Origin of the sequence: Micromonospora kangleipakensis (assembly GCF_004217615.1) — a bacterium.
In the GTDB taxonomy this organism is placed as follows: Bacteria; Actinomycetota; Actinomycetes; order Mycobacteriales; family Micromonosporaceae; genus Micromonospora; species Micromonospora kangleipakensis.
On record NZ_SHLD01000001.1, the window covers coordinates 5,712,062 to 5,736,710 of the forward strand.

A 24,649-nucleotide genomic window follows, 5' to 3' on the forward strand; every position below is an offset into this window, starting at 1 on the left:
ACCCACGCCCACACCCGAAGAATCAGTATATAAATCTACTTCGGATTATGTTAGCGGGATGTGTGGAATTCTGCTCACCGCCCCGTAACACCACCTCTGGTGGACTGTGTACCGAGACGGCCGGTGAATCCCTCCGGCGTCCAGCACAGGCATGGCGGCGACGTTCCCGCTGGAACGGGCGCGTCGTACGCGATGCGAAACCCAGCTCTAAAGGAGAAGTAGATGCCGATCGACGGCAGACGTGTGGGCCGGCGTTCGGGGCGTGGCGTCCGGTACGCGGCACTGGCGGCGTGCGCGCCGTTGCTGGTGGCGGTGTTGACGGCGTGCGGGCCGGGCCAGTCGGAGACCACCGGCGAGGCGGACTCCGGCACCGCCGGTCTGTGGGACGCGTACGACAAGCAGAAGCAGAACCTCGCGACGTGCCTGAACGAGAAGGGCCTGACGGAGGTCCGCTACCTCGGTCACGACAACCTGATGATGGAATTCTCGGGCTGGCCGGACACGCTGACTCCCGACCTGGACGAGTGCTTCGAGAAGTGGCCCGCGCTGGACCCCCCGGTAAAGGACACGCCCCGCAAGCCGACCGAGGAGCAACTGCGCGCGGGCCGGGCGATCGCGGCGTGCATGCGCGACAACGGCGTGCCGGACTACCCCGATCCTGATCCCGACCCCGCCCCGATCGACGCGGCCACCGCGCGACGTGAGAAAGAGGAAATCAAAGCCCGGATGGCGCAACCGGCGTACAAGGCGGCGATGGCGATCTGCAATCCCGGGGCCAGCGACGGGCCGGGCGTCGGATGAGCGGCCGATGGCGCCGTGTGCTTTTCGGTGTCGTCGCCGCCGCGGTGGTCGCCGCGGCGGCGGCGATGTCCGCCGGGGTCATCACCGGGGGCGGGGACGACAGCCCCGTCGGCGCTCCCGCGGTCGACACGGTCAAGGTGACGCGGTCCACGATCACGGCGGCCACGGTCGTCGAGGGCGAGATCGGCTACGGCCAGCCGTCGGCGGTCACGTCCAAGGCGGCCGGCACCCTGACCTGGCTCGCGGCGGCCGGCAGCACGGTGCGGCGCGGACAGCCGCTGCTGCGTGCGGACAACAACCCGATCGTGCTGCTCTACGGCGGGCTGCCGTTCTACCGGGTCCTTGCCGACGGGGTCAAAGGCCCGGACGTCGCCCAGCTCGAGGCGAACCTGGTCGCGCTGAAGTACACCGGCTTCGAGGCCGACACCTCCTACTCCGCGTCGACCGCGGCCGCCGTCAAGCGGTGGCAGAAAGACCTGGGACTGCCCGTCACGGGCACCGTGGCGCCGACGGACGTGATCGTCGCATCCGGTCCGCTGCGGGTCGCCACCCAGACGGCCCGGCTCGGGGCGCCGGCCGCCGGTGACATCCTCACCGCCAGCCCGACCACCCACGTCGTCACCGCGAAGGTGCCGGCCACCGAACCCGACCTGGCCAAGAAGGGCGCCAAGGCCACCGTCACGCTGCCCGACGGCGCACCGGTGGAGGCGACCGTGCTCGGCGTGGTGACACCCGCCGGCGGCACGCCCGAGGATCCGCCGCCGGGTCAGGGGGAGCCCAAGGTGACCGTGCAGCTGGTCCTGAAAGCCACCGCCGAGCCGGAGCCCGGGCCGGTGACGGTCCGCTTCGTCACCGCCGAGCACACCGACGTGCTCGTCGTGCCGATCCAGGCGCTGCTCGCCATCGGCGAGCGCGGCTACGGCGTGGAACTGCGTGACGGCGCCACCAGCCGGGTCGTGCCCGTGCAGACGGGGCTGTTCGCCGGCGGCAAGGTCGAGATCAGCGGCGACGGCATCGCCGAGGGCGTCACCGTGGGGGTCGCGCAGTGAACGTGGTCGAGCTGACGGACGTCACCAAGACCTACCCCGGCGGGGTACGGGCCGTACGCGGGGTCAGCCTCGACATCGCATACGGCGAGGCGGTCGCCGTCGTCGGGCGTTCCGGATCGGGCAAGTCCAGCCTCCTCAACCTGATCGGCACCCTGGACCGCCCCACCAGCGGCCGGGTCCGCATCGGCGGACACGACGTGGCGGCCCTGTCCGACCGGCAGCTGTCCGGCCTTCGGGCCGCCACGATCGGCTTCGTCTTCCAGCAGTTCCACCTGACCCCGGGCGTTGCGGTGCGGGCGGCGGTGGCCGACGGCCTGCTCTACTCGAGCGTGGCCGCCCGGGAGCGGCTGCGGCGGGCCGACGCCGCGTTGGAACGGGTGGGCCTTAGCCACCGGCTGCACCACCGTCCGCACGAGCTGTCCGGCGGTGAACGGCAGCGGGTGGCGATCGCCCGGGCGCTGATCGGCGATCCGCCGCTGCTGCTGGCCGACGAGCCCACCGGCAACCTCGACTCCGCCTCCGGCGAGACCGTGCTGGGTTTGCTGACGGAGCTGAACGCGGCCGGCACCACCGTCGTGGTCATCACCCACGACCGGGAGTTGGCGGCACGGCTGCCGCGGCGGGTCGAGGTCTCCGACGGGCTCATCGTGCGCGACGAGCGCGAACCCGGCGTGGTGCCTTTCGCCGCGCGGATCGGGGCGGCCCGGTGAGCGCCCCACCCCGCCCCGGGCGGCTGTCGCCGGGCGATGTGCTGCGGGCCGGCGCGGCCGGGCTGCGATCGCGCCGACTGCGGGTGTTCCTGTCCGCGCTCGGTATCGCGATCGGCATCGCCGCGATGATCGCCGTGGTCGGCATCTCCAGCTCCAGCCAGGCCGAACTGGACCGGCAGCTGGACGAACTGGGCACCAACCTGCTGACTGTCGAGCCGGGCAGATCGTTGGACGACAAGCCGACGCATCTACCGGACGAGGCGATCCCCATGATCGCAAGAATCGCGTCGGTGGAGGCGGTGTCGGCGGTCGGACGGCTGCCCAACGTGCACGCGTACCGCAACGAGCACGTCCACCCCGCGCAGACCGGCAGCCTCGCCGTGTACGCGGGCCGCCTCGACCTGCCGGAAACGGTCGGGCTCAGCCCGGTCAGCGGGCGCTGGCTGAGCCAGCCCACCGCCGACTTCCCCACCGCCGTGCTGGGCTGGACCGCGGCGCAGCGGCTCGGCATCGACGACGCCGCGGCACAGCCGCAGATCGTGCTCGGCAAGCAACGCTTCACCGTGGTGGGCGTGCTGCGGCCGGCGCCGCTGGCCGAGGAGCTGGACCGCGCCGTGCTCGTCGGCTGGTCGGCCGCGACGGCCTACCTCGGCTTCGACGGGCACGCGACGACCGTCTACACGCGTACGGCGGAGGACGCGGTGGTCGAGGTGCGCAAGGCCCTTCCGCGCACCGTGAAACCGACGGCGCCCAGCGAGGTCCTGGTCTCGCGGCCGTCCGACGCGCTGGCCGCCAAGACGATCACCGAGAACACGTTCAGCGGCCTGCTGCTGGGCCTCGGCGCGGTGGCGCTCCTGGTCGGCGGGATCGGCGTCACGAACACGATGGTCATCTCGGTACTCGAACGCCGGTCGGAAATCGGCCTGCGCCGGGCGCTCGGGGCCACCCGCGGCCAGATCCTGCTGCAGTTCCTGGTGGAGTCGCTGCTGCTGTCAGCGCTCGGCGGCCTCGGCGGCATCCTGATCGGCGTCGTGGTGACCGGCGGGTACGCGGCCACGCAGGACTGGCCGGCCGTGGTGCCGCTGTGGGCGACGGCGGGCGGGTTCGCCTCGACGCTGCTGATCGGCGCGGTCGCGGGACTTTACCCCGCCGTGCGAGCCGCCCGGCTCACGCCGACGGAAGCGCTGGCGGGCGTCTGAGCCGACCGGCCGGCGGCGTCCCGATCGGGGTCGCCGCCGGCGCGCACCGATCCCGAGGGCCGCCGCGAGGGCTGGGCGTTCGCGGGCACCGCCGCAGCGATCGCCCTGGCCGTGGCGTCGCTGTTCGCCGACCTCTACCCGTTCGTACTCCCGTCGACCGTGGAACCGGCCGCCAACAGCCTGACCGTGGCCAACGCGTCGTCCACGCCATACACCCTCAAGATCATGGCCTGGGTGGCCCTGGTCTTCACCCCGATCGTGCTGCTCTACCAGGGCTGGACCTACTGGGTGTTCCGCAAGCGCATCGGCACCCACCACATCCCGGACGAAGTCGCTCAACTGCCCGCACCCGGCGACCGCGCCGCCGCCGGATAACCCCGCCCGCGCCGCAGCTTGCGGCTGCTCACCGAGGCACTGCCACATTGCGGGTCGACATCGGCCGCACGCCGTTGTGGCGCTACCGCTCGCCGACGCGGCGCTGACACACATTCACCGTCGCCACTACACTCCCCGATCGGGAGCATCGACCGTCCACCCGGGTGGGCGGCTTCATCCGACTGCCGGAGAGCTGGAACAGCGCCTGCGCCCAGGGGCAGGTCGTCAAGGCCCTGAAGCAGTGGGGCGACCTGGTGCGCAACGCCTACCCCGGCTACCCGGGCGCGCGGCCGCGGATGCAGCTGTGGCACGGCGTCAACGACGAGGTCCTGTCGTACGTCAACTTCGGCGAGGCGATCGAAGCAGTGGACCGACGTGCACGGTCTGAGCCGGACGCCGACCTCGACGGACACCCCGCAGTCGGGCTGGTCCCGCACCCGCTACGCCAACGGCTCCGGCCAGGTGCTGGTCGAGGCCGTCAGCATGGCCAACACTCCGCACAACCTGCCGGTGCAGTACGGCGCCGCGGCCCTGGCCGCGGGCACCCTCACCCTCGGCCTGGGCCTCGTCTGACCGCTTCGCCAAGGCCGTGGATCGGAGAACATGAGGTGGGCTCTACCGTCCCCTCATGTTTTTCGACGGCATGCCGGACGCATGGGAACCCGTGCCCCTGGCGCAGGCGGCGCAGCGCTACGACCTCGGCGAAGCGAGCTACGACAGCGTCCACCTGACGGACCTGTTCGGCGACGAGCCCGAGCGCTTCCACGTCCATGCCGGGGACCTCACCGTCGACGGGCCGCTGGCCCTGGGCAACGGACCCGGCGAGGACGAGGACACCGTCTACGTCGTCGACGGCGACCTAACCGTGCACGGCGGTCTACGTCGACCCGGAACCCGGAGCCCGCTCCTCGGCGACCCCGACAACCCGTGCCGTCCCGCCAAGGTGACGGCTGAAGCCATCGCCGCCACGATCCGCCCCGAGTTCCTCGACGAACACGGCCACCTCGCCGTTCGCACACTCCACCGAGCCGTCCTCGCCGGCGGCCCGGTCCTGCGCTGACACCCTCCCACCACACGGCGCGGCCCGCCGCGACGGGGCGGGTCAGGGGTGGGGCGCGTCGTGGGGCTCGGGCAGTGCCGGGGCGACGATCACCGGTTCGACGAGGGGGTGGGCGGAGCGGGGCAGGATCACCCGGACGACCAGGCCGCCGCCGGGACGGGGCACCGCCACTGCGTCGCCGCGGTGGGCCTGCGCGACCGCACGCACGATGGACAGCCCGAGGCCGCTGCCGCGCGACGAGCCGACCCGGTCGGTGAGCCGCCGGAACGGTTCGAACAGCGTGGGCACCTCGTACGACGAGATCACCGCGCCGGTGTTGCTCACCACGATCTCGGCGTGGCGGGGCCGGGCGACGGTCTGCACCCGCACCCAGCCGCCCTCGACGTTGTAGCGCGTCGCGTTGTCGATCAGGTTGCGGATCATCTGCTCCAGCAGGATCGGGTCGCCCGTCACCGGCGCCGGGGCCAGCTCGCGGCCGATCTGCACGGCCAGCCGCCCGGCCAGGGCCTCGGTCGTGTCGGCGGCGATGGTCGCCAGCTCCGCGACGTCGACCTGGCGGCGCTCGGTAACCGCGTCCTCGGCGCGCGCGAGCGTCAGCAGGGCGTCGATGAGCCGCTCGTGGCGCTGGTTGACGGCGAGCAGGTTCTCGCCGAGCTGGCGCACCTGCGGCGGGCTGTCGGGGCGGCTCATCGCCACCTCGACCAGGGTGCGGTTGAGTGCGATCGGGGTCTTCAGCTCGTGGGCCGCGTTGGCGATGAACCGGCCCTGGCCCGCGAAGGCCTCGTCGAGGCGGTCGAGCATGCTGTCGAACGAGTCGGCGAGGCTCTTCACCTCGCCCGGCGGGGCGTCCAGGTCGATGCGCTTGTGCAGGGTGCGCCCGGCGATCCGGTGCGCGGTCGCGGTGATCATGCTGAGCGGGCGCAGCAGCCGCCCGGTCACGAACCAGCCCGCGGCGGTGGCGACCAGCCACATCGCCAGCAGCGTCAGGCCGCCCTTGAACAGCAGGTTGGACTGCATCGAGTCCATGATCGTCTGCTTGGAGGCGAAGCTCTGCCCGATGTGCTCGCCCGCGACCGCCTGTTCCTCCGGCGGGAGCGCCGCGTACTTCTCCTCGTACGCGACGTTCAGGCTGTACTCCATGCTGTTGTCGACCAGGATCAGCGTGCCCGCCAGCACCGAGCCGCCCGCCAGGGCGAACACGAGACTGAACACGACGGTCAGGCGTACCCGCAGATTGCCGCGCCACTCGCCCATCAGCGGATCCGATAGCCGACGGCGGTCACCGTCTCGATCGGCTGCGGCTCGCCCAGCTTGCGGCGCAGGCCGCTGATGGTGACCCGGACGATGGTGGTGAACGGGTCCATGTGCTCGTCCCAGACCTTCTCCAGCAGCGTCTCGGCCGACACCACCGCACCCTCGGCCCGCAGCAGCTCCTCCAGGACCGCGAACTCGCGGCGGGACAGGCCCACGTAGCGGCCGTCGCGGTACGTCTCCCGGTGGTGCGGGTCGAGCCGGATCCCGGCCCGCTCCAGCACCGGCGGCGTCGCCGGGCGGGCCCGGCGGCCCAGCGCCCGCACCCGCGCCACCAGCTCGGCGAACGCGAACGGCTTGGGCAGGTAGTCGTCGGCGCCGAGGCTGAGCCCGGCGACCCGCTCGGCCACCGTCACCGACACCGTGAGCATCAGCACCCGCACGTCCAGGCCCTGCGCCACGACCTGGCGGCACACCTCGTCGCCGTGCACCCGCGGCAGGTCGCGGTCCAGGACCATCACGTCGTACGCGTTGACCGCGAGCTTCTCCAGCGCCGCCGCCCCGTCGTAGGCGACGTCGACGGCGATGGCCTCCTGCCGCAGCCCCTCGGCGACGGCGTCGGCCATCAACTCCTCGTCGTCCACGACCAGGACCCGCACCCCGCCACCTCCTCGACCGACCGGACCGACCTACCGACCGCCAAGTATGCACGGGCGTTGTTAGCGCAGCGTTAGTGAAATCCCTCGCGGCACCCTCACACGCCCTGCTGTTGGCTACCGAACGTGACTGGAGAGCTGGCAGCGGTGCGACAATGCACTACTTCGCGCGCGGTACCGGCTCACCTGCAGCACCGACGTCAGTGATACCGACATCAGCGCACGGGCTGCGCAGTGGAGCAGGCCGGCGTGCCACACGGGGGAGATATCAGGATGTTCGACACTGCGACGACCCAGGTGATCGAACCGGTCCCGCCACAACCGCCGGCCCGGCGTCGCACACGCGGCCTCCGGGTGCTGTTCACTGGCCTGCTGACCCTGCTCCTGGGCGGCACCGCGCTGGTCGCGATCGAGCCGCTGCGCCGCCCGCTGCCCGCGCCGACGGTCACGCAGACGTTGCCCGCGTCGACGATCATCCCCGGCACGGCCCCGGCGGTGCCGTGGCCGGAGACCGGGCAGGCCGCCCTCTCGGTCGAAGGGCTGGGCTCGCTCGGCACGTCGGGCGGGAGCAACCCGGTGCCGATCGCGAGCGTGACCAAGGTGATGACGGCGTACGTCATCCTGACCGAGCATCCCCTCGACCGGGGCGAGCACGGACCGAAGCTCACCGTCAGCGCGGAGCAGGCCGCGGCGTACCCGAGGGAGCTGGCGCGCGGCGAGTCCCTCGTGGCGGTCGTCGCGGGCGCGGTCTTCACCGAGCGCCAGGCGCTCCAGGCGGTGCTGCTCCCGTCGGCGAACAACATGGCGCGGATCCTCGCCGCCTGGGACGCCGGCAGCGTCGAGGCATTCGTCGCCAAGATGAACCGCACCGCCGCCGCGCTCGGCATGACCGACACCCACTACACCGATCCGTCCGGGCTCGACCCGGACACCGTGAGCACCGCGGTCGACCAGGTGATCCTGGCCCGCAAGGCGATGCAACTGCCGGCGTTCGCGGAGATCGTGGCGCAGAAGAAGGCCACCCTGCCGGTCGCCGGCACCGTGCGGAACTACAACTCCCTGGTCGGCCGGGACGGCGTCGTGGGGATCAAGACCGGGTCCACCGACGAGGCCGGCGGATGTCTCGTCTTCGCCGCCGTCGTCAAGGTCGGCGGCCGGAGAATCACCATCGTGGGCGCCGTCCTGGGGCAGCCCGGCGCCAACACCCCGGTGCAGCTGGACCGGGTGTTCCGGGCGACCCGTCCGCTGGTCCGCACCGCCGCCGCCGCGATCACGGAGCATCCGATCGTCCGGGCCGGCGATCAGGTCGCCACCGTGCGAGGGCCGCTCGGCACCGGAACGACGATCAACGCCGCGAAGGACCTGACCGTCGTGGGCTGGCCCGGCATGCGGGTACGGCTGGACGTCGACATCCCGGCCGTACCGACACGGCTGCCGGCCGAGGCCGAACACGGCCGGGTCAGTGCGGTCGCCGGCGAGGGCACGCCGGTCGCCACCGCGCTTCGCACCGGCGTAGGGCTGGAGCCGCCGAGCACCTGGGATCGCATCCGACAGCACCGCTGAAACGGCGACGCTACGGCCCGACGCCGGCGCCCGCCATGGTGCCGGGCGCTGACCAGATCGGAGACAAGCAGGTTGAGGGGCGAGCAGACCCCCTCAACCTGTGGTTGCCGCCCGGGCCGAGGCGAGTTCATCGACCACATCCTCGCCACCCGCAACCTACAGCTGCGGGTCACGATCGTGCGGCCAGGCGACAGCGCCCTTGCCGCCAAGGATTGAATGGTGGTTCAATCCTTGCGTGGTCTACCGGAGCACCGAGCGGATGAAAGCGCGACTGAGCGCCTCGCGGGAGCGGATCATCGCCGCCGCGCTGGAGATCATGGCCGAGCACGGGTACGCCGGCTGCTCGGTCGCCGCCGTCGCCGAGCGGGCCGGCATGGCGACCGGCAGCGTCTACCGCCACTTCCCCACCAAGGCGGACCTGTTCGCCGAGGTTTTCCGCACGGCCTCGCAGCGCGAAGTCGACGCCGTCGCGCGCGCCGCGGCGCTGGAGACCACCATCGCCGAGCGGGTGTCAGCCGTCATCGAGACGTTCTCCGGTCGCGCGCTCCAGTCCCCGCGGTTGGCGTACGCCCTGCTCGCCGAGCCGGTCGACCCGGCGGTCGACGCCGAGCGGCTCGTCTTCCGCCGCGCGTACGCCGAACTGATCGCCGGCTACGTCGCGGAGGGTGTGACGAACGGTGAACTTCCCCCGCAGGATCCCGAGCTGACCGCCACCGCGTTGGTCGGCGCCCTGGCCGAGGCCATGGTCGGTCCGCTGGCCGCCGGGGTCGCCGGGCCGAGCACCATCCCCAGCCTGATCACGTTCATCCACCGCGCGCTTGGAGTATCGCCGTGACGACACACGAGGTCCTCAACCAGGTTCCCCCGCTGGCCGGCTACGACGCGGCGGACGACCCGGCACTGCTCGACGGCCTTGAGCGGGAGGGCGCCGGCTGGGCCGCCGCCGAGCTGCACGAGCTCGGCAGGATCGGCGGCACCGAGCAGGCGATCGATTACGGGCGGCTGGCGAACGAACACCCGCCGGTGCTGCGCACCCACGACCGCTACGGCCACCGGATCGATGAGGTGGAGTTCCACCCGGCCTGGCACGAGCTGATGCGCACGGCGGTCGCGCACGGCCTGCACGCCGCGCCGTGGGCGGACGACCGGGCCGGCGCGCATGTGGCCCGGGCCGCAAAGTTCTACACGTGGCGCCCCGACGCCGGCCACGGCTGCCCGATCTCGATGACCTACGCCGCGGTGCCGGCGCTACGGCACAACCCCGACCTGGCCGCGCAGTACGAGCCGCTCCTCACGGCCAGGACGTACGACTTCGGGCTGCGTCCGCCGCTGGCCAAGCAGGGGCTGCTGGCCGGCATGTCGATGACGGAGAAGCAAGGCGGCTCGGACGTGCGCGGCAACACCACCACCGCCCACCCCGAGCCGGACGGCACCTACCGGCTCCTCGGGCACAAGTGGTTCACCTCGGCGCCGATGTGCGACATCTTCCTCACCCTCGCCCAGGCACCGGGCGGGCTCACCTGCTTCCTGGTCCCGCGCGTCCTGCCGGACGGCACGCGCAACCCGATGCGGCTGATGCGCCTGAAGGACAAACCCGGCAACCGGTCCAACGCCTCGTCGGAGGTCGAGTACGAGCACGCGGTGGCCTGGCGCGTCGGAGACGAGGGCCGTGGCGTGCGCACCATCATCGACATGGTCAACCTCACCCGCCTCGACTGCGTCATCGGCGCGGCGGCCGGGATGCGCCAAGGCGTGATCACCGCGGCCCACCACGCCGCCCACCGGCAGGCCTTCGGTGGGTACCTGGTCGACCAGCCGCTGATGCGCAACGTGCTCGCCGACCTCGCGGTCGAGTCCGAGGCCGCCACCGTCCTCATGATGCGGCTCGCCGGAGCGACCGACCGATCCGCGCGCGGGGACGCCAGCGAGACGGCATTCAAACGGCTCGCCCTCGCGGTCGGCAAGTACTGGGTCTGCAAGCGCTGGCCGGCGCATGCGGCCGAGGCGCTCGAATGCCTGGGCGGCAACGGCTATGTCGAGGAGTCAGGCATGCCGCGGCTGTTCCGCGAGTCGCCCCTGAACTCGATCTGGGAGGGCTCCGGCAACGTCGCCGCGCTGGACGTACTGCGCGCTCTCACCAAGGAACCCCAGGTGATGGAGGCGTTCCGGGCCGAGGTGACCGCCGCCGCCGGCGCCGACGCGCGGCTCGACGCCGCGGTACGCCAGGTGCAGGCCGAGCTGGCCGACCACGGCGACCTCGAACTGCGGGCCCGCCGCGTCGTCGAACGGCTGGCACTGGTCCTGCAGGGCTCGCTGCTGGTGCGGCACGGCCATCCCGCCGTCGCCGACGCCTTCTGCGCCTCCCGGCTCGGCGGCGACCACGGCCAGGCGTACGGCACGCTGCCGAGCGGTGTCGACTTCGCCGCGCTCATCTCCCGCGCCACACCCAAGGTGGGCTGACCGAAAGCGCCGGGACCGATGGCGATGTCGGTCCCGGCGCAGGGATTCGCCGCCGGCTGCCAACATGGGTCACGTCAATCGGCGGTAGGCACACGGCCGCAGCTCGGTGCGGTGCACGACGCGAAGGCCGGGCCAGAGTCCGGACTCGCCGGGATCTTCACGGGCCGGCTGCACGTCGACGGCAGCCCCGGCGGCTTCGCCCGACACCGCACACACCGCACTGGTTTGTGTGTGAATGTTGCTGCTGGTGCCTCAGCCTGGCGGAGTGAGCCCCGCGAGGATGACCGCGCAGCGGATGACGTTGCTGAGGTCCCGCTCGGATTGATCGATGTCGTGGTGGACCTCGTACTGGAGGATCAAACCGTCGACCGCGGCCACCACGAACCGGCATAGTCCGGGGAGGTCGACTTCCTGCGGCCCGGGTTCGTGATCGATTGCGGCCTGGAAGACTTCTTGCACGGCCGCGGCGTAGCGGGTGTACTGCCATGCAGCGAGCCATTCGTAGCCAGGGGTGCGGCAGCAAAAGATCGCCAGCTCGTACTGCATCAGCTGCAGCCCGTCGTCGCCGACGACGAAGCGCCAGAAGGCGCGTAAGCCGTCGTCGATGGCGGCGGCGAGTCCGCGGGCGGGGTCGACCGCGTCGCGGAGTACCTGTTCGACCTGGACGGTCACGGCACCGACCACCGCGGTGAGCAGTTCGTTCTTGTCGCGGAACGCGTAGTGCATCGCGCCCTGAGCCGTCCCGGCCTGCTGCGCGATCCTGCGGGTTGTCGCGCGCTCGAGCCCTTCGCGGGACATGACTTCGATGGCCGCTTCCACCAGCTGTTCCCGTCGAGCCTCGGCGCTCATCCGACCCACAGGTGCCCTCCCGTTCGGTGTCGTGCACGCATTCTTGCGGACCTCTTGACGGTGTTACCGAGATCACTCTACATTCCTTGAACGCTTGACTGAGTCAAGCGTTCAACTTCGGAGGTCATCCTTGTCCACAGACTTTGACACCGGCGTTGTAGTGGTCGGTGCCGGCCTGGCCGGACTGTCCACGGCGCGCAAGCTGCACGACGCGGGCGTCGACGTGGTTGTCCTGGAGGCGCGCGACCGTGTCGGTGGCCGTACCTTGTCCCAGACCGAGGGGGACGGCCTGCTGGTGGAGTACGGCGGTCAGTGGGTGGGACCCACCCAGGACCACATGTACGCGCTGATCGCGGAGTTCGGTCTGGAGACGTTCACCCAGTACGCCGACGGCGACAACCTGCAACTGGCCGACGGGAGGCTGCTGCGCTACCACGGTGCCATTCCCACCGGTGATCCGATCATCGCCGCGGACCTGATGGACGCGATGGTTGAGCTGACGAGCGCGGCGATGGAGGTTGACACGGCCGCGCCGTGGGAGCACCCCCGTGCGGCAGAGCTGGACGCGATGACGGTGGAGACCTGGATCGGCAGCCAGCCCTACTGCGACGGTGCCAAGGTGTGGCTGCGTACCTTGACGCGGGCCATCTTCCCGGCCGAGCCTGGCGAGATCTCCCTGCTGCACGCGCTGTTCTACATCTCATCCGGCGGTGGCCTGGAGAAGATGATCGGCATCATCAACAGCGCCCAGGAGAACCGCCTCACCCACGGGTCGATGCAGGTCTCCCAGCGCCTGGCCGGACTGCTGGGTGACCGGGTGCGGCTGAACAGTCCGGTGCACCGCATCGACCACGACGCCGACGGTGTCACCGTGCACCACGAGCACGGGGCACTGCACGCCCGCCGCGTGATCGTGGCGATCCCACCCACGCTGGCTGGACGGATCCGCTACGCTCCGGCGCTGCCCGGCCTCCGCGACCAGCTGACCCAGCGCTCGTTCATGGCCTCGACGATCAAGATGAGCGTGGTCTACGAGACGCCGTTCTGGCGCGCCGACGGTCTGTCCGGCCACATGGTCGGCGACAACCGGCTGGTCTGCACCACCTTGGACCAGACCCACCCGGATCGACCCGAGGGGGTCCTGGTGTGCTTCATCGACGCCGCTGCGGCCCGCCGAGCGCTGCGGATGCCCGCCGACGAGCGACGAGCCACCGTGATCGAGGACCTGGTCACCTACTACGGCGAGCAGGCACGCAACCCGGTCGCGGTGTACGAGAAGTCCTGGCTCGACGACGAGTGGGCGCGCGGATGCTACGTCGGCATGATGTCGCCGGGCACCTGGTCCACCCTCGGCCCGGCGCTTCGCGAGCCCATCGGCCCGATCCACTGGGCCGGCACCGAGTGCGCCACCAAGTGGAACGGCTACATGGACGGCGCGGTCAGCTCGGGTCTCGCGACCGCCGAGGCCGTGCTCGCCGAGATCGCCGCCACGGCGGAGGTGGCCCGATGAGCGCCGACGTGAGCCGCGACGCCGTCTCGGCCGAGGAGCTGCACGAGGCCCTGGTCGAGTACGTCGACAAGGCCAACGCCAGCCCTCGATCGAAGAAGACGCTCGCGTCGTGGACCTGCCGGATCCACATCCAGGCAACCGACCTTCCCGATGCCGCGTTCACCTTCCACGTGATCAAGGGCATCGCCCAGCCCATCGTCCAGGGTCTCGAAGGCGTCCCGGACCTTGTCGTCCGCGGCGGCAGCATGGACCTGGCCGAGATCTTCTGGGGGGACGCCAACCCCGTGTCGAACTACATGCAGGGCGCCATCAAGACCCAGGGCCGAGCGGACGACGTGATGCGTCTGGACGCGATGGCCATGTTCATCTTCCTCGGACAGTAGGAGCACACACTCATGGCCGACCTGACTGCGACCGAGCCACCCCAGCTCAGCCGCTCCCTCTCCCTCGGTGGCGCCTCGGCGATCTCCACCGGCCTGGCCTTCGCGGCCATCAACTTCCTGGGCATGGCCGCGCTGCTCACCTACATCAGCGGCCCGCTGTCCTGGATCGCGGTCCTGGCCGGTGGCGTGCTGATCCTCGGGGTACGCGGCTTGTTCTCCGAGCTCAACGGCCTTTATCCGACCGCCGCCGGTATCCGGCTCTGGATGGGCCGTGCCATGAACGACCGGGTCGCGCTGATCATCACGCTGACCTACATGACCGCGATCGTCCTGGTCATCGGCGCGGACGCCTACATCATCGGCGAGGCGCTGGCCTACGCCTTCGACAACGGCCACCTCGTGGCGATGGTCTATGTCACCGTGCTCCTGGTCCTCGCCACGTGGCTGAACCTGCGCGGCATCAAGCTCGCCGGAGTGGCGGAGAAGATCGTCACCAGCATCGTCGTGGTGGGCACGGTGGCGATCGGCGTGGCCGCCATCGTCAACCACGGGCCGGTGGCGCACCCCGGCGCCGGCTCGAGCAGCTCCCCGCTGCAGGCGCTGATCCTGGGCATCTTCCTCTACACCGGCTTCGAGTGGGTCACCACCAACGCCGAAGAGGTGACCAAGCCCAAGACGATCCAGCGGGCCATGCTGGTCTCGGTGCTGGTCCTCGCGGTCAGCCAGGCGGTTTTCGCCGTCGCGATGGGCCTGACCCTCAACGGCGAGCAGCTCGGCACGGCGTACCCGCAGCTCCTGGTCGCAGAGGCTGCGCTGGGCCACGTCGGAATGCTGGTAATGCTGGCCATCACGGCGCTCACGGCGGTGAATACGTTCAACGGCGGCTTCGTCACCATGTCCCGGTTCATCTACGCTGTCGCTCGCGAAGGCAAGCTGCCCCGTGCGCTCGCCCGGCTCAACGACCGGGCCGTGCCGGTGCTCCCGGTCTACCTTCTCGGTGGTAGCTCCCTGGTCCTGGCAGGCGTGGTCGCCCTCACCGGGTCGTTCTTCGTCATGGTCTCGGTCTGCGCGGCGCTGGAGATGATGATCTACGCTGCGGCCGGCTACGTCGTGTGGCGACTGCGCCGTCGAGACCCCGACCAGGCGCGCCCGTTCCGGATGCGCGGCGGTGCGTTCGTTGCGCTGGGCTGCACCGGGCTCTTCGGGCTCCTCGGCCTACTCGCCAGTGTCAGCGTCGGTCCAGACATCAACCCGGTGCCGCTGCTCATCGTCCTCGGGTTCGCCGTGCTGGCCACCAGCTACGTCTTCACCTACGTCCCCCGCCTCGAGCGCCGCGAGGCCGAGGAACTGGCAGCCCGACGCGCGGCCCGGGCCGCTGCCCGCGCAGCCGCCCGGGCCGGCACTCAGGTCGTCGAGGCCTCGGAAGGCGCGCCTTCATGACCATCACGGCCCTGGACACCCCGGCCGACAACACACGACAGGGAGACCTGGTTATGGCCAACCTCGCCCGGAATCTGGCCGCCTCGGTCGCCCGCGACGGCGCCGCCCCGGCCATCCGGTTCGGCGACATGGTGCTGACGTATGCGCAGCTCGACGAGGCCAGCGCCCGGGTGGCCGGGCTGCTGCGCGACCGCGGCGTGCAGCCGGGTGACCGGGTCGGCATCATGCTGCCCAACGTGCCGCAGTTCGCCGCCGCCTACTACGGCATCCTGCGCGCCGGTGCCGTCGTGGTGCCGATGAACGTGCTGCTCAAGGCGCGTGAGGTGGCGTTCTACCTCGGCGACTCGCAGGCGAAGCTGGTGCTGGCCTGGCACGGGTTCGCCGAGGACGCCACGGCCGGCGCGGCCACCGCCGGCACGGAGTGCCTGCTGGTGACGCCGGGAGAGTTCGAGACTCTGCTGGCCGGGACCACGCCGGAGACCGGGATCGTCGAGCGCGACGCGACCGAAACCGCCGTCATCCTCTACACCTCGGGTACGACCGGCACCCCCAAGGGCGCCGAGCTGACCCACGCCAACCTGACCCGCAACGCCCAGATCGCGGTCGACCTGTTCTCGCTGACCGCCCAGGACATCGTGCTGGGGGCGCTGCCGCTGTTCCACTCGTTCGGCCAGGGCTGCGGCCTCAACACGGCGATCACGGCAGGTGCCTGCCTGGCCCTGGTGCGGCGCTTCGACGCCCACGCCGTGCTCGACACCGTCCACCACCACCGTGTCACGATCTTCCAGGGCGTGCCGACCATGTACGTCGCGCTGCTGGCCCACCCGGAACGGGCGAAGTTCGACGTGAGCAGCCTGCGGATGTGCGCATCGGGCGGGGCGGCGCTGCCGGTGGAGGTCATTCGCGCGTTCGAGGCCGAGTTCGGCTGCATCATCCTGGAGGGCTACGGGCTGTCGGAGACCTCGCCGATCGCGTCGTTCAACCACGCCGACCGCGAGCGCAAGCCCGGCTCGATCGGCACCGCCATCGCCGGCGTGGAGATGGCGCTTCGCGACGTCGAGAACGGCGTCGGCGAGATCGTCATCCGGGGCCACAACGTCATGAAGGGCTACTGGCGCCGCCCCGACGCGACCGCCGAGGTGATCGACGCCGACGGCTGGTTCCGCTCCGGTGACCTGGCCCGCATGGACGACGAGGGCTACTTCTTCATCGTCGACCGCAAGAAGGACATGATCATCCGTGGTGGGTACAACGTGTACCCGCGCGAGATCGAGGAGCTGCTCTACGAGCACCCGGCCGTGCGCGAGGTGGCCGTCATCGGCATCCCGCACCCGGAGCTGGGCGAGGAGGTCTGCGCCGCGATCGCGCTGAAGGACGGCGCCACCGCCACCCCCGACGAGCTGCGCGAGCACGTCAAGGCGCAGGCCGCGGCGTACAAGTACCCGCGGCACGTGTGGATCGTCGACGAGCTGCCGAAAACCCCCACCGGCAAGATCCTCAAGCGTGAGGTCGAGGCGCCCGCCGACCTCGTCGCGCCATACACCACCGGCTGAGCCGGCCTGCTGAACACCGCCGCCTGCCATGAGTCAGGTCATGGCGGAAGGCGGCCTTTCCATCCCATACCCCCCGCAGAACCGATTTCGAAAAGGACGTCGCCCGATGAGTATCAGCACCGCCACCATCGCGCAGCTGGATCAGCTGATCGCGGCGCTGCGTGACGGGGAGCGCGGCTGGGCCGCCGAGTCGCTCGCGTCCCGCCGCAACCTGCTGCTGCAGATGCATGCCAACGTCGCCGCCCAGGCCGAGGAGTGGGTACGCGTCGCCGGGGAGATCAAGCAGTTGCCGGCCGGTTCGCCCCTGCTGGGTGAGGAATGGATCAGTGGCCCATGGGCGGTGCTCGGTTACGCCGAGGCCCTGGCCGACTCCCTGGCCCGCTTGGCGGAGGGCCGGAATCTGCTGGCCGGATACCCGGTCGGGACCGCGCCCGGTGGCCGGGTCGCCATCGACGTGCTGCCGCACCACATGTTCGACCGGTTGCTGCTCAGCGGTTTCCGGGCCGAGGTGTGGATGGAGCCGGGCGTCACCGCGCAGGAGACGCAGGAACAGGCAGGCCTGGGCCTGCGAACGCCCGAGCAGACCGCCGGTGTCGCGGTGGTCATGGGCGCGGGCAACATCACCTCGATCCCGCCGCTGGACGTGCTCTACCAGCTCTATGCCCACAACCAGGTGGTCCTGCTCAAGCTCAACCCAGTCACCGACGCGCTGCTGCCGGTGTTCGAGGCAGTCTTCGCGCCGTTCATCGACCGCGGCTACCTGCGCATCGTCACCGGCGACGCCAAGGTCGGCGACCACCTGGTGACCCACGAGAGCGTCGACGCCGTACACATCACCGGCAGCGAGGCCACCCACGACGCTATCGTCTGGGGTGCGGGCGCGGCGGGCGCCACGGCGAAGGCGGCGGGCACCCCACGCCTGACCAAGCCGATCACCAGCGAACTCGGTGGGGTGTCGCCGACGATCGTGGTGCCGGGCCGCTGGTCTGCGGCCGACATCCGCTTTCAGGCCGAGCACATCGCCACCCACCGCCTGCACAACAGCGGCTTCAACTGCATCGCCGCCCAGGTCGTCATCGTCAGCAAGGACTGGCCGCAGAAGCAGGAGTTCTTCACCGCGTTGCGTGCCGCGTTCGCGGCTGCACCTGCCCGTCCCGCCTGGTATCCCGGCTGCGACGCGCGGGTGGCCGGCGCCCGGCAGGAGCATCCGGGCTTCGACGGCGTCGGCGGGACCGCCGAGCGCACCCTGCTGTGGAACCTCGACCTCGCCGACGGCACCGAGTCCGCGTTCGGCACCGAGTACTTCGGACCGGTCCTCGGCGTGGCCGAACTACCCGGCACCGGTGTGGAGTTCCTCAACGCCGCGGTCGATGTGGCCAACGAGCGCATGCACGGCACCCTGGGCGCCAACCTGATCATTGACAACCGCACCCGGCGGCAACTGGGCGCGCACCTGCGCGAGAGCATCGCCCGGTTGCGCTACGGCACCATCGGCGTCAACGCCTGGACCGGCGTGGGTTACCTGACTCCGCGCGCCACCTGGGGCGCGTTCCCTGGCCATCCGCTCGACGACGTCCAGAGCGGCCGCGGCGTGGTGCACAACTCGCTGCTGCTGCACCGTCCCGAGCGGACCGTGGTGTACGGCCCGTTCCGGCCGCTGCCGCGCTCGGTCATGACCGGCGAGTTCAGCCTCACCCCGAAACCGCCGTGGTTCGTCACCAACCGCACCGCCGCGACAACCGGCCGCAGACTCACCGCGTTCGCGGCCCGGCCCCGCTGGAGCGCGCTGCCCGCCATCTTCACCTCCGCACTGCGGGGATAACCGAGCGGGCTTCAGGCCGGCAGCTTGTGTCTACTCGTGGCCCCTTGTAGCCCGTCGCGGCCCACTGTTCCCGGTGATGTTCCCGCCGGGAACAAGGTCGATCTTGCCCAAGCGAAGGGGGCCGGCGCGTCGCACCGCCCCCAGCTATACGGCTACGGTCCGACCGTCACCCATGCACCGCGTCGGCGGCGTCGACCGGGACCTCCTCCCAGGTCCAGATCCGGCCCATCACCACGTACAGCCCGCGCTCGTCAGGCTCGATCGTCATGAGCCCGTCGCCGGCCTCGGTGCGGTCGGCGAGGATCACGTCCCCGTCCCACCACATCGGCGGCACGTCGCCGTCGAGCGCGCGGCTCAGCTTCGGCTAGGTCATGCCGCCGGCCTCGTACACGCCCCGCCAGCGCCGGCGGGCGCACTCCTGGTCGGTCACCACTGCGGCGGCGACGTCCCGCGTGCACGACCACACCGCCCAGCCCCTGGACGACGGGCAGGCTCACGCCGCCGCCTTCGCCCGCCTCGCCTTCATCGATCTCCGGGCCCCCCGGCACCCCCGTGATCAGCATGATCTCGATGAAAAGGGCTCAGTGGATCCACGACCCACCGACGTGTGGCCGCTACGGCAAATCCGGTCAACCCACGCCGCCGACATGGGCAATCGCGACTCGGCGGGAAGCCGGCGGCCAGTCAGGGACGGCGAGGCGGAATGCCCTCCGGGATCTTGCTGTTGACGTTGCCGGACACAGGCATGCACCACTAACCCGAGGGGCTTTGACATGGCGCAGATCAGAGAGCTCTACCTCAGTGCGGCAGCGTCGGCGGCGAAGCTGCTCGCTGCCCCGCAGGTAGCCACTGCGTGGCATGAGCCGAGCGCGTTGGCGAAGCTGAGCGTTCGAGGGCTGGCCGGACATCTGGCCGGGCAGATCTTCTTCATCCCCAAGGTGCTCGCCGAACCGGTGCCCACCGAGAAGGTCATCCCACTCCACGAGTACTACGCGCGGGTGAGCTGGATCGGATCAGACCTCGATGATCCGTTCAACGTCCTCATCCGCACCAGTGGCGAACAGGACGCCGCGGATGGCCCGGCGGCGCTGGCTGCCCGCGTCGAAGCCACCGTGGAAGAGCTACGAGCCGTGCTGCCGACCGCGCCTTCTCGGCCGGTGCGCCGTCCAACCTGGGGAGCGTGGTCGATCAGCCTGGACGACTTCGTGACGAGTCGGCTCCTGGAAGTCGTCGTCCACTGCGACGATCTCGCCTACAGCGTCGGCGTTCCGGCACCCGAACTACCCGCCCAGGCCATCGAGACCGTCGTCGATGTGCTCTCCCGGATCGCATTACGCCGGCACGGCGCGACCAACGTGCTGCGTGCCCTCAGCCGCGCCGAACGCGCGCCCGTCTCGATCTCGGCGCTGTAGAACGCCGGGTCATCACAGCCATTCGGATCGCCGCGACAGCAAGGGTGCCCCTCACCCGCGCAAACCCTCACCCCGCGCGTTCGTCGGGGTCGGGGCTGCCTCCGGGCTCGGCTCCGCCCTCCTCGGCTCCGTCGGCCCGCTCACGGCACCGTTCTTTCTCGCCTACGGCCTGGTCCGCGACGCCTACATCAGAACCGCAGCAGCATGCGCGCTGACCATGCACCTCACCAAGCTCATCGCCTACGGAGCCGGCTCCCTACTCGACCCCCAGGTCCTCCTGCTCGGCGTAACACTCACCCCGCCACTCTCGCTGGAGCCTGGGCCGGCAAACGCACCGTGAACCGGATCAGCGACCGCCCCTTCGTCCGACTCGTCGAAGTCGGCCTCGTCGCGGCCGGTCTGCTGTTCCTCGTCGGCTTGTAGCCCCTGGACCGTCCGACGTTGAAGCGGAACTGAGAGACACCAATCATCCAACCAGCGGAACCACTGCCGGACACCTGCTCACACGACGTTTCGGGCTGCCGTAGTCGCTCGCTGCTTGACGACGTTTGACGGTGTCTTGTGCCCCCTGTGTGCCCCATATTGCCAGGCGACGCTTGGCCCGGGCACCGCGTCCCGATCATGTCGGACCACTCCGCTAACCCTTGACGGCGATCAACACGGGGCATCCACCACCGCAATAGAGCGGCCTCCCTGGTCTGCGTGGGGGTCGGTTCGGGCACCAAACCGGGCCTAACCAGCGTCCAGGCTTCGTTAGGGGCAAAGGTGGCCTGCCATCGTTGATCGCGCACAACCCGAGGGGTCGGGCGACGAGCGAGTCGTCCGCCGCTCGACCCCTCGCTTGTAAGGCGCATCCGGCAACAGTCGTGGCATCCGCTGATGTTCACCAGGTTCGCGTTAGAGCCGACACCTGTACGCGGTTGTCCGGCCTCGACCGCCACCGTTGATGTCAACAACTGATGTCCCCTATAGGGCAGGTCGATGCCGTGACGGCGGGCCGATTCCCGCACGGTCAACCCCGCCTATGAAACACGGCCTAGTAGATCAATGATACGTGTCCTCGTGGGACTTGCGGTAGTCGACGATGTCGTCGAGCCGTCCTGCGGCGGCGTGGGTGACCCAGGCGGGGTTGCCCAGCAGGATCCGGCCGAGCGCGACGAGGTCGAACTCGCCGGCCGCCACCCGCTGGACCAGGCCGGAGACCGACTCGGGGCCACCGGGCCGCAGGAAGTCGCGGGTCAGGCCGACCGAGCCCACCGTGATCGTTGGCAGGCCGGTGAGCCGCTTAGCCCAGCCGGCGAGGTTCAGTCCGGAGCCGGGGAACGCCGGCTGCCAGAATCGCCGCTGAGACGCGTGCAGCGCGCTCGCGCCGGCCTCGGCGAACGCGGTCAGGATCGCGTCCAGCTCGGCGGGGGTCTCCGCGATTCGGGCGTCGAACCGCCGCTCCTTGAACTGCGAGAACCGCACGATCAGCGGCCGGTCCGCAGGGAATTGCGCGCGGACGGCGCGCACGACCGCGGCCGGGAACGCCGCCCGCCGCGCCGGCGAGCCGCCGAACGCGTCGGTGCGCCGGTTGGTGAACGGCCACAGGAACTCGTCCAGCAGGTAGCCGTGCGCGGCGTGGATCTCGACCGCGTCGAACCCGGCCCTGGCCGCCACCCGGGCCGCCTCGGCGTACGACTCCAGCAGCTCGTCGATGTCGGCGACCGTCATCGCGCGGCTTGCCGGGCGGCCCGGCTCACGCACCCCCGACGGCGTCCACGCCGCCAGCCCGTCAACCGGCTCGCGCAGGCTGCCCAGGTGCCACAGCTGCGCGGCAATCCGACCGCCCACGGCGTGCACCTCGTCGACCACACGCCGCCAGCTTGCCTCGGCGGCACCCGCGGTCATCCGCGGCACCGTGTCCTCGTGGCCTGCGGTGGGATGGCCGACCCAGACTCCCTCGGTGACGAGGAGCCCGACACCGTGCTCGGCCCGGCGGCGGTAGTACGCGGCCACCTCGGGCGCCGGCACCCCGCCCGGCGAGTGGAACCGAGTCATCGGCGCCATGACGAACCGGGAGGCCAACGGCAGACCGGCGAACGTGACCGGCTCCAGCAGCGGCGCCAGCGCCAGGTCGACGACCGGGTGAGAGGTGAGGATTGCTGTCATGCCCTCACGGTAGGAGTTGACACCAGTGTCAGGGGCAAGCCCGCGGCAGCGTCGGTTTCAGGCCGCGGCGCGTGCCGCAGGTCCGCCGGCCGGCTCGTCGACCGTCATGTCGTCGACGATGCGGTCCAGCGCCGAGACCGTATGGGCGAGCTGGGCCATGTCCGCGGCCATGCGGTCGCGCTCCTCGCGGAGCCGGTCGGTCAACCACGACGTGCGGATGTCCGGATTCGTCATGCAGGGCAGCAGCTCATACATGCGCTTGCTGCTCAGGCCCGCGTCGAACAGCCGCTGAATCAGCCGGACCCGCTCGAGCGCCGCCTCCGAGAAGATCCGCTGGCCGCTCGCCGTACGCGTCGACACGAGCAGTCCTTGCTCTTCGTAGTACCGGATCGACCGGGCACTCACCCCGGTCCGGGCCGCTAGCTCGCCGATCCGCATCGCGTCCCTCCCGCCTGACACCCGTGGCCTCGACACCGGAATTCGAATCTATGCCGTCGCCGCCGTCGAACGGAAGCCCGCGCCGGACGGATACCGAAACAGGACGGCCATCGAGATGGCCACTGCCACGACCACGCCGGTTTGTACCGGCCCTACCCCGATGGCCCGTGTGATCAAGTGCGCGACCACCGCCCCGACGATCACGCCGCCAATGATGTCCAGCGTTCGCCTGATCCGATTACCGATGGCTCCCGCGATCGCGCCGACCGCGACGGCGGGCGCGAACGAGGGCTGTGCATTGTCCAGCACGTCGCGCGTGATGAACCAGGACAGTTCGGCCGCCAGCCCCGCCTGCACCGCGACGATGAGGTACGTGCGGAGCCGCTCGTACACATCTCGGCCTTTTCGCGGCACGGTCTCGCGCAGCACACCCCGAAGCCAGCTGAGCACGTCTCACCTCCGTGAATCCATCGGCCCTCCGACGAAATCAACGTGTATCGGTGAAGATCGGATGCTGGAGATCCGCAATCTGTCGCGCCACCGAAGGCGGAGGCAACTCGTATGTGCCAACCGCCAGCCTCAACCGCAGCCATCCGCCCGGACGTGCACATCGCACCATGGCGGCAGGTCCGCTGCGCACACCCGCCAGCCGCCGGCGTCTCGCCGCGTCTCGAACCGCCACGGGTGGGCTGCGCCGCTGAGGTTGACCTGTTCGTTCCACCAGATCGCGTGGACCTGGACAGTCACCGTCGCCCGGCCGTCGCCCTGGCCCTCGACGTCAATCGGTCCCACCGTCTCAAGCTTCGACGGCACGTTGCCGCGTTCCATCTCGCCGCGATACTGACGCCACTGCCGCAACAGCTCGTCGTGACGGCTACCGGCGAGCCACCCGCGACAGGCCGATCTCCTCCCCGCTGCTCATCTGGAGCACGTACACGCTCACCGCCGCGTCCGGCGTCGCCTCACCTCGATTTGCCTCGGCCTGCTTGAGAACAGCCCACGACACCGGCACGGCCACGATCCCGGTACACAGCACGGCTACGAGCGATAGCACACCCACGGCCAGTGACGTGGCGACCGAACCAACGGGCCTGCCGGTCATCCGCTGGCGGCCCGGCAAAGCTGGTCCCTCCCCTGGTCCCGCTCGACGCGATGCGTCAGGCGCTCGGCAAGCTCCACGGGCGGCTGTCATGACCCCGGCTGCTGTCAGCGTTGCTGGCATCCGGCCGCCTCGCGGGAGCCGTTGCCCCGAAACGCCTGGTGGAGTTGGAGCCCCCGGCCGGGATCGAACCGGCGACATCTCGCTTACAAGGCGCTTCTGGCAAGAGTCGGAGTGTCCGCTGACGGCCGCTGCGTCCGGCCTGATGGCGACATCCGTGCGAGCGTGTCCGGCCACGGCCGCCCCCGTTGATGTCAACCGCTGCTTTATTGGCCCAGTGCCCGTATCGAAGTGCGCCGGCGCGCTTGACCCGGTACGCGCGTCCCTCCCGCCTCTTCGACCACCCTGAGCTCACACGGCTCGACCTTGAGCGAACGGGAGTTGCTAACGGCCCGATCGCCACCCACCTCGCCTTCCGGCTTGTCCGGCCGAAAGATCCGCCGAGCCTCAACTGATCCGTCGGAGTCGGGCGCTGCGACAGCCTGGTCGAACGCGCAATGCGGCAAATGAGTACGCCTCGGAGCGGCCCTCAGCTGTAGAAGTCCTCCATGTTGACGGGCTTGCGGGCCGTCACCGCCGGGGAGCGGCACTCCATGTCCGTCGTGTCCGGCAGTGACTTCGAAACCGGATAGCCATGTCGGCCCGGCCGGTGCGATGATCGACATCTGGGTCGCTAGCTCAACTGGATAGAGCATTCGACTGAGTAGCGCGTCCGCTCTCCGCCTGTGCGGTCACGGGAGCGCTTCCTTCTCCTAGTTGGATCGAAGGGTTCGGGGTTCGAGTCCCCGGCGACCCACTGTGCCCCGGC

Annotated in this window: 25 protein-coding genes, 2 tRNA genes and 1 pseudogene; 18 read left to right on the plus strand and 10 right to left on the minus strand. The window is 70.5% G+C overall.

Translation table 11 applies throughout. The annotated features are described in order from the left end of the window. The first annotated feature begins 222 nt into the window (after positions 1-222). The 7 genes and pseudogenes from EV384_RS27270 to EV384_RS27300 all read left to right on the plus strand — a co-directional run bounded on the left by EV384_RS27270 (position 223) and on the right by EV384_RS27300 (position 5,194). On the plus strand, positions 223-801 hold the full coding sequence (locus tag EV384_RS27270; RefSeq protein ID WP_130337716.1) for a hypothetical protein: 579 nt from the start codon (positions 223-225) through the stop codon (positions 799-801). Between the two features lie 17 nt (positions 802-818). After that, positions 819-1,850, plus strand: a complete 1,032-nt coding sequence (locus EV384_RS27275; RefSeq protein ID WP_165440090.1) for a peptidoglycan-binding protein — start codon at positions 819-821, stop codon at positions 1,848-1,850. A 2-nt stretch (positions 1,851-1,852) separates the two neighbouring features. After that, the gene (locus EV384_RS27280; RefSeq protein ID WP_130340849.1) at positions 1,853-2,560 is read left to right on the plus strand and encodes an ABC transporter ATP-binding protein; all 708 of its coding nucleotides are present in this window, start codon (positions 1,853-1,855) and stop codon (positions 2,558-2,560) included. Further along, positions 2,557-3,759, plus strand: a complete 1,203-nt coding sequence (locus EV384_RS27285) for an ABC transporter permease (protein ID WP_207232484.1) — start codon at positions 2,557-2,559, stop codon at positions 3,757-3,759. The genes EV384_RS27280 and EV384_RS27285 overlap by 4 nt, the downstream gene beginning before the upstream one ends. A gap of 60 nt (positions 3,760-3,819) precedes the next feature. Continuing rightward, positions 3,820-4,134, plus strand: a pseudogene (locus tag EV384_RS27290) (cytochrome d ubiquinol oxidase subunit II); the annotation flags it as partial. Between the two features lie 375 nt (positions 4,135-4,509). After that, positions 4,510-4,707, plus strand: coding sequence for a hypothetical protein (locus EV384_RS37415; RefSeq protein WP_130337720.1), 198 nt, complete (start codon positions 4,510-4,512; stop codon positions 4,705-4,707). 55 nt (positions 4,708-4,762) lie between these two features. Next, a complete protein-coding gene (locus tag EV384_RS27300; protein ID WP_130337722.1) occupies positions 4,763-5,194 on the plus strand; it encodes a hypothetical protein in 432 nt (143 codons plus the stop codon). A 42-nt stretch (positions 5,195-5,236) separates the two neighbouring features. Here the strand turns inward: EV384_RS27300 and EV384_RS27305 are convergent, their stop codons facing one another. After that, complete coding sequence (locus tag EV384_RS27305; RefSeq protein ID WP_130337724.1) at positions 5,237-6,448, minus strand: sensor histidine kinase; 1,212 nt, start codon at positions 6,446-6,448, stop codon at positions 5,237-5,239. After that, positions 6,448-7,104, minus strand: a complete 657-nt coding sequence (locus tag EV384_RS27310) for a response regulator transcription factor (protein ID WP_130337726.1) — start codon at positions 7,102-7,104, stop codon at positions 6,448-6,450. The genes EV384_RS27305 and EV384_RS27310 overlap by 1 nt, the downstream gene beginning before the upstream one ends. Before the next feature lie 270 nt (positions 7,105-7,374). Here EV384_RS27310 and EV384_RS27315 point away from each other — a divergent pair, with 270 nt between their 5' ends. The 3 genes from EV384_RS27315 to EV384_RS27325 all read left to right on the plus strand — a co-directional run bounded on the left by EV384_RS27315 (position 7,375) and on the right by EV384_RS27325 (position 11,124). Beyond that, entirely contained in the window at positions 7,375-8,664 is a 1,290-nt protein-coding gene (locus tag EV384_RS27315; RefSeq protein WP_207232485.1) for a D-alanyl-D-alanine carboxypeptidase family protein, read from the plus strand. 259 nt (positions 8,665-8,923) lie between these two features. Further along, positions 8,924-9,499: a TetR/AcrR family transcriptional regulator gene (locus EV384_RS27320; protein ID WP_242624321.1), complete on the plus strand. Its 576-nt coding sequence runs from the start codon at positions 8,924-8,926 to the stop codon at positions 9,497-9,499. Beyond that, positions 9,496-11,124 (plus strand): isovaleryl-CoA dehydrogenase, encoded by a 1,629-nt coding sequence (locus tag EV384_RS27325; RefSeq protein WP_130337732.1) that lies wholly within the window; start codon positions 9,496-9,498, stop codon positions 11,122-11,124. The genes EV384_RS27320 and EV384_RS27325 overlap by 4 nt, the downstream gene beginning before the upstream one ends. 252 nt (positions 11,125-11,376) lie before the next feature. On the opposite strand, the gene EV384_RS27330 is transcribed toward EV384_RS27325, so the two are convergent. Then, positions 11,377-11,973, minus strand: coding sequence for a TetR/AcrR family transcriptional regulator (locus tag EV384_RS27330; RefSeq protein ID WP_130337734.1), 597 nt, complete (start codon positions 11,971-11,973; stop codon positions 11,377-11,379). 94 nt (positions 11,974-12,067) lie between these two features. On the opposite strand from EV384_RS27330, the gene EV384_RS27335 reads away from it, so the two are divergent. From EV384_RS27335 to EV384_RS27355, 5 genes are all read left to right on the plus strand, one after another. Continuing rightward, positions 12,068-13,483: a flavin monoamine oxidase family protein gene (locus tag EV384_RS27335; RefSeq protein ID WP_341273642.1), complete on the plus strand. Its 1,416-nt coding sequence runs from the start codon at positions 12,068-12,070 to the stop codon at positions 13,481-13,483. Further along, positions 13,480-13,866: an SCP2 sterol-binding domain-containing protein gene (locus tag EV384_RS27340; protein WP_130337738.1), complete on the plus strand. Its 387-nt coding sequence runs from the start codon at positions 13,480-13,482 to the stop codon at positions 13,864-13,866. The genes EV384_RS27335 and EV384_RS27340 overlap by 4 nt, the downstream gene beginning before the upstream one ends. A gap of 12 nt (positions 13,867-13,878) precedes the next feature. Then, positions 13,879-15,306, plus strand: coding sequence for an APC family permease (locus EV384_RS27345; protein ID WP_130337740.1), 1,428 nt, complete (start codon positions 13,879-13,881; stop codon positions 15,304-15,306). After that, positions 15,303-16,859, plus strand: a complete 1,557-nt coding sequence (locus EV384_RS27350; protein WP_242624322.1) for a long-chain-fatty-acid--CoA ligase — start codon at positions 15,303-15,305, stop codon at positions 16,857-16,859. Before EV384_RS27345 ends, EV384_RS27350 begins: the two co-directional genes overlap by 4 nt. Positions 16,860-16,965: 106 nt before the next feature. Continuing rightward, complete coding sequence (locus tag EV384_RS27355) at positions 16,966-18,681, plus strand: aldehyde dehydrogenase family protein (RefSeq protein ID WP_130337742.1); 1,716 nt, start codon at positions 16,966-16,968, stop codon at positions 18,679-18,681. 166 nt (positions 18,682-18,847) lie between these two features. Here EV384_RS27355 and EV384_RS35115 read toward each other — a convergent pair whose 3' ends face one another. Next, on the minus strand, positions 18,848-19,006 hold the full coding sequence (locus EV384_RS35115) for a hypothetical protein (RefSeq protein WP_165440091.1): 159 nt from the start codon (positions 19,004-19,006) through the stop codon (positions 18,848-18,850). A 448-nt stretch (positions 19,007-19,454) separates the two neighbouring features. Between EV384_RS35115 and EV384_RS27360 the strand changes: the two genes are divergently transcribed. Continuing rightward, positions 19,455-20,093: a maleylpyruvate isomerase N-terminal domain-containing protein gene (locus EV384_RS27360; RefSeq protein WP_130337744.1), complete on the plus strand. Its 639-nt coding sequence runs from the start codon at positions 19,455-19,457 to the stop codon at positions 20,091-20,093. Beyond that, complete coding sequence (locus EV384_RS37110) at positions 19,993-20,433, plus strand: sulfite exporter TauE/SafE family protein (RefSeq protein ID WP_341273643.1); 441 nt, start codon at positions 19,993-19,995, stop codon at positions 20,431-20,433. The genes EV384_RS27360 and EV384_RS37110 overlap by 101 nt, the downstream gene beginning before the upstream one ends. A gap of 704 nt (positions 20,434-21,137) precedes the next feature. On the opposite strand, the gene EV384_RS27370 is transcribed toward EV384_RS37110, so the two are convergent. The 6 genes from EV384_RS27370 to EV384_RS35125 form a co-directional block, all read right to left on the minus strand. Then, positions 21,138-22,244, minus strand: coding sequence for an oxidoreductase (locus EV384_RS27370; protein ID WP_130337746.1), 1,107 nt, complete (start codon positions 22,242-22,244; stop codon positions 21,138-21,140). Positions 22,245-22,301: 57 nt separating this feature from the next. After that, positions 22,302-22,682, minus strand: a complete 381-nt coding sequence (locus EV384_RS27375; protein WP_130337748.1) for a MerR family transcriptional regulator — start codon at positions 22,680-22,682, stop codon at positions 22,302-22,304. 48 nt (positions 22,683-22,730) lie between these two features. After that, positions 22,731-23,132 (minus strand): FUSC family protein, encoded by a 402-nt coding sequence (locus tag EV384_RS27380; RefSeq protein WP_130337750.1) that lies wholly within the window; start codon positions 23,130-23,132, stop codon positions 22,731-22,733. 129 nt (positions 23,133-23,261) lie between these two features. Continuing rightward, the gene (locus tag EV384_RS27385; protein ID WP_130337752.1) at positions 23,262-23,510 is read right to left on the minus strand and encodes a hypothetical protein; all 249 of its coding nucleotides are present in this window, start codon (positions 23,508-23,510) and stop codon (positions 23,262-23,264) included. A gap of 46 nt (positions 23,511-23,556) precedes the next feature. Then, on the minus strand, positions 23,557-23,718 hold the full coding sequence (locus tag EV384_RS35120; RefSeq protein ID WP_165440092.1) for a hypothetical protein: 162 nt from the start codon (positions 23,716-23,718) through the stop codon (positions 23,557-23,559). A 231-nt stretch (positions 23,719-23,949) separates the two neighbouring features. Beyond that, positions 23,950-24,043: transfer RNA gene (locus EV384_RS35125), tRNA-Thr, on the minus strand. A 465-nt stretch (positions 24,044-24,508) separates the two neighbouring features. Here EV384_RS35125 and EV384_RS35130 point away from each other — a divergent pair. Then, positions 24,509-24,637: transfer RNA gene (locus tag EV384_RS35130), tRNA-OTHER, on the plus strand. Positions 24,638-24,649: the final 12 nt, after the last annotated feature.